Origin of the sequence: Pseudonocardia sp., assembly GCF_025965585.1 — a bacterium.
Taxonomy (GTDB): domain Bacteria; phylum Actinomycetota; class Actinomycetes; order Mycobacteriales; family Pseudonocardiaceae; genus Pseudonocardia.
Window position 1 is genome coordinate 1 of sequence record NZ_JAOPWR010000201.1, and the last position, 3,663, is coordinate 3,663.

Below are 3,663 nucleotides of genomic sequence, written 5' to 3' on the forward strand. Positions count from 1 at the left end.
CGCGGGTCGGTTCGCGGGTGATGACCCACAGGGCGTAGATGACGCCGGGGATGTGCGCGACCAGCTGCAGGACGAGTGCGATGAGGACCTTCCTGAGCTTGTGGTCGAGCCCCTCCTTCAACGCCACGGCCAACGGCGGAAGCAGGAACGCGATCACGATCTCCAGGAGCTTCATACCGGAACTCTACGGCTCCGCCAGCCGGCCGAAGCCGAGTGCTGGCGGCACGCACCCGCCTAGCTCCAGCCCGTGACAGGCGTGTCCTTCGGGTGCTCGACCCCGAACCGGACCTCCGCGGTCCAGCACGCACCCGGCTCGAGCCGCGCCACCCACTCGACGCGGCCGAGCTCGTCGCGGTCGGCGGGCTCGGGGGTGAGCGCGACGTCGACGACCTTGACCTCGGCGTTGCGCGACACCGGCAGGCGGTCGCGGACCGTGACCCGCGCCGGGGTGGTGCGGCCGTTGGTCACGGTGATCGTCCAGCGCTCGACGGCACCGCGGGTGGAGCCGAAGCGGGCCTTGTGGGCCGTGCGCCCGGCGAGCTCGCGATCGACGCCGACCCGGTCGTCGACGCCCAGGGCCAGCTCGATCTCCGCGCCGGGCGCGGTCTGCTCGATCGCCGTGGTGCCGACGAACGCGTCGCCGAGGAACGTCGACACCGGCCCGGCGAGCAGGGCCTGCCCACCGGTGTTGGTCACCGTGGCACGCAGGTGGGCGTCGAGGCTCACCGCCGGGGCGGTGACGTGGTCGAGGCGGGCGGGCAGCTTGAGGGTGGCCACGGTGGTGCGGTGCGGCGTGCCGTCCCCGGGGACGGCGGTGGGCCGGGCCAGCCGCCACGACGCCGACAGCGTGGTGTCGACGGCGATCGCCTCGACCGCACGCACCGACTCCGCCTTCGCGCGCCGCACCGCACCGCCTTCCCGGGCCACTGCGGCCATCGCCGCCATCGGCATCGCGGGCGGCCGGACGTCCACCCACCACGGGTCCAGCTCGGGCACGGTGGTCGACACCGCGGGGCGAGCAGTGGAGAGCGTCAGCTCGCACTCGGGCCAGTCCTCCCCGGTGGACTGGGCGACCATGCCGAACCAGGTGAGCTCGACGGTCTCGTCGTCGGTCAGGCGGGCGTCATAGGCCGGCGACCAGCTCGCACCCTCCACGACGTAGGTCAGCTCCAGCTCCAGCTCGACGTCCGCGTCCGCCTCCACCCCGATGACGGCGTCGCGCCGCTGCCGGCCGGAGAAGCGGACCCGGTCGAGCTCCGCGCGGGCGGCGTCCACCGCGAGCTGGGCGTCGGTACGGCGCTCGGCGGTGGCCCGGCGGTTCGCCGCGACCTCGACGAGCTGCGCCGCCACCGCGCCGCCGACCTCGGACACCCGGGCCGTGCCGGCGCTGCCGTCGGCCAGTGCCGCGGCCAGCCGGTCGCCGGAGCGCAGGGCGAGCCGCTGCAGGAGCCGCTCACGGGCGACGTCGCCGGTGTCGATGCCCTCGACGGCGGCCAGCTCGCGCTCGGCGTCCCGCACGGCGTCCTCGGCGGCCCGGACCCGGTCGTCGGGGGCGTCGACGAGGTCGCGGCGGGCGACGTCGACACCGGTGACGCGCACGGGGGACGCGGAACGGCCGGCGACGCGCACCGAGTCGTCCAGCACCGACAGGGGCAGCCCGGCCACCACGAGCTCGGTGGTGCCGGACGGGAGTGCCACCCGGCCGCGCCGGGTGATGCGGGCGCGCTCGGGATGCACGGTGACGGCGACGATCGGCGCCTGCAGCTCCATGGCGGCGAACCTACCGGCGGGGGCCCCCGCGCGGCGCCGGTTCAGCCGTGGGCAGGGGTCTCGATGACGACGTTGGTGGACTTGATCACGGCGACGGCCAGCACGCCGGGCTGCAGGCCCAGGTCGTTGGCCGCCTCGGTGCTCATCAGCGACACCACGCGGTGGGGGCCGCACTGGATCTCCACCTGCGCCATCACACGGTCGGCGACCACGGACGTCACCAGCCCGACCATCCGGTTGCGCGCCGAGCGCTGCACGTCCGAGGGATCGGGCGCCGCGGTGGCGTGGGTACGCGCGAAGGCGGCCAGCGCGGCCCCGTCGATCACCCGGCGGTTCGACGCGTCGCGCGCCACGGGCAGCTTGTCGGCCTCGACCCAGCGCCGGACCGTGTCGTCACTGACACCGAGGAGACCGGCTGCCTCGGAGATCCTGAACTGCGGCATGGCTACTCAGTCCTCCTCGGGGACGACGTGCACCGCCGCCTCCTCCGACGACGCCCCGGCGCCGTCGACGCCGATGTCGGAGGCCCACAGCTCGTCGTCGGTGTCGGAGACGCCGCCGTCGTCGGACGCCACCAGCCGGCCGGCCCGTGCGTCGCCGACCTCGTCATCGCGCAGCTCGCCGGCGGTGTCGCTCTCGTCACCCAGCCCGTCGCCCTCGTCGTCGGACCCGATGTCGGGCACCTCGCGGGCGAGCCGGTGGTCGAGGTCCTCGCCCTCGGCCTCCTCGCGGGCGGTGGTGCCGTAGTCGTCGACGGCCCACGGGCGCTCGGCGGGCGAGTAGCCCTCGTCGAGGACGTCGCTGACGCCGCGGTCCTCGAGGGTGTCCTCGGGCTCCAGCTGGGCGGAGCCGTCGTAGTCGTCGCCGCTGTCGCGGTCCCCCGCTGCGTCCGTGCCCTCTGCGCTCATGCGATCAGCCTGGCACGCCGCTGTTCGGGGCCGGTGCGGGGTTCCGGCGGCCGCATCACGAGGGGGTGGGAGATGCGGCCGCCGGATGCACGGACGACGGTCCGGGGGCACCGTCGATCCGTACGTACTTCACAGTAGCCAGATCGTCCCGTTCCGGAGGATCTTTGGCTCTACCCTCGCCGTGTGGACAGCAGCGAGACGCTCGACGCGATCGCCGACCGGCTCTACGCCACGCGCCCCGACGACTTCGTGCCCGCCAGGGACGACGCCGTGGCGCAGGCGCGCGAGCGGGGCGACCGCGACCTGGTCCGGGCGATCGGCAGGCTGCGGCGCCCGACGAAGGCCGCGTGGCTGGCCAACCTGCTCGCCCGCCACCGCGCTGAGCAGCTCGACGGCCTGCTGGCCCTCGCCGGTGACCTCGCCGACGCCCAGCGCACGCTCGACGGGGCCACGCTCCGCGCGCTCTCGGCACAGCGCAACCGTCTGGTGGCGGCCATGGCGCGGGAGGCGGGCCGGCTCGCGTCACAGGCCGGGGACTCCGCGGGCGAGGCGGTGCTGCGCGACGTCGCGGGCATCCTCGAGGCGGCGCTCGCCGATCCCGGCGTCGCGGAGGAGGTGCGGGCGGGCAGGCTCACGCGCACCGTCAGCTACAGCGGGTTCGGGCCCCCCACCGAGCCGGGCACGGTCCCGATGCGGCCGCGGCCGCTGATCCCCGTACCGGAGCCGGTCGCCGCCGACGTCGACGAGCGGGGGGCCGACCAGCCCGGGGACGGCCAGGACCGGAACGACCAGGACCGGAACGAGGACGACACGACGGCCGGGGCCGCCCGTGAGCAGGCCGAACGCGAACGGGTCGAACGCGAACGGGTCGAACGGGAGCGGGCCGAGCGGGAACGCGCCGAGCGGGAGCGGGCCGACCGCGACCGCGAGCTCGCCGACGCCGAACGCGCGGAGGCCCAGGCCCGCGACCGTGCCGACGCCGACG

General features: G+C 75.4%; 5 protein-coding genes. 1 reads left to right on the plus strand and 4 read right to left on the minus strand.

From position 1 onward, the window contains the following. The 4 genes from JWR81_RS34350 to JWR81_RS12890 form a co-directional block, all read right to left on the minus strand. The coding region (locus JWR81_RS34350) for a YqaE/Pmp3 family membrane protein (RefSeq protein ID WP_367278786.1) at positions 1–175 on the minus strand (175 nt) is incomplete at its 3' end. A gap of 59 nt (positions 176–234) precedes the next feature. Continuing rightward, the gene (locus JWR81_RS12880; protein WP_297650955.1) at positions 235–1,770 is read right to left on the minus strand and encodes a mucoidy inhibitor MuiA family protein; all 1,536 of its coding nucleotides are present in this window, start codon (positions 1,768–1,770) and stop codon (positions 235–237) included. Between the two features lie 41 nt (positions 1,771–1,811). Further along, on the minus strand, positions 1,812–2,213 hold the full coding sequence (locus tag JWR81_RS12885; protein WP_297650957.1) for a molybdopterin-binding protein: 402 nt from the start codon (positions 2,211–2,213) through the stop codon (positions 1,812–1,814). Positions 2,214–2,219: 6 nt separating this feature from the next. Further along, on the minus strand, positions 2,220–2,678 hold the full coding sequence (locus JWR81_RS12890) for a DUF5709 domain-containing protein (RefSeq protein ID WP_297650959.1): 459 nt from the start codon (positions 2,676–2,678) through the stop codon (positions 2,220–2,222). Between the two features lie 183 nt (positions 2,679–2,861). Between JWR81_RS12890 and JWR81_RS12895 the strand changes: the two genes are divergently transcribed. Further along, the coding region (locus JWR81_RS12895) for a hypothetical protein (RefSeq protein ID WP_297650961.1) at positions 2,862–3,663 on the plus strand (802 nt) is incomplete at its 3' end.